Genomic DNA, 351 nt, shown 5'->3' with positions numbered 1-351 from the left:
CATCATCAGCCGGCGGGAAGGGAGTTGCTCTTTCATTCTGATCAAGGCACACAGTATCGCAGCGAGGAGGTAATGATGTGGCTGAACGACCGTGAGGTCACCATCAGCATGTCTCGCCGAGGAAATTGCTGGGATAATGCCTGTGCAGAAAGCTTTTTTGCCATGCTCAAAAAGGAATGGACAAAGCCGTTAGGCACGATAGAACGAAGCGATATGGGTGACGAGGTCCGTTACTATATTGAGGAGTTCTACCCTAAGATGAGAAGGCACATGACGCTAGGAGGTCTTACTCCCAGCGTCTATGCGGCGAACAGTTAACCCCAAGTGTCTACAAAAATGGGGCCATACCAT

1 protein-coding gene is annotated in these 351 nt (G+C 50.1%); it reads left to right on the top strand.

The features are described from left to right. On the top strand, positions 1-318 hold a 318-nt coding region (locus R0J87_RS18965; protein ID WP_498888166.1), incomplete at its 5' end, for an integrase core domain-containing protein. Between the last annotated feature and the right edge of the window lie 33 nt (positions 319-351).

The organism is Halomonas sp. SIMBA_159 (genome assembly GCF_046536035.1).
Classification (GTDB): domain Bacteria; phylum Pseudomonadota; class Gammaproteobacteria; order Pseudomonadales; family Halomonadaceae; genus Vreelandella; species Vreelandella venusta_A.
This window is presented reverse-complemented; position numbering and strand designations above follow the sequence as displayed.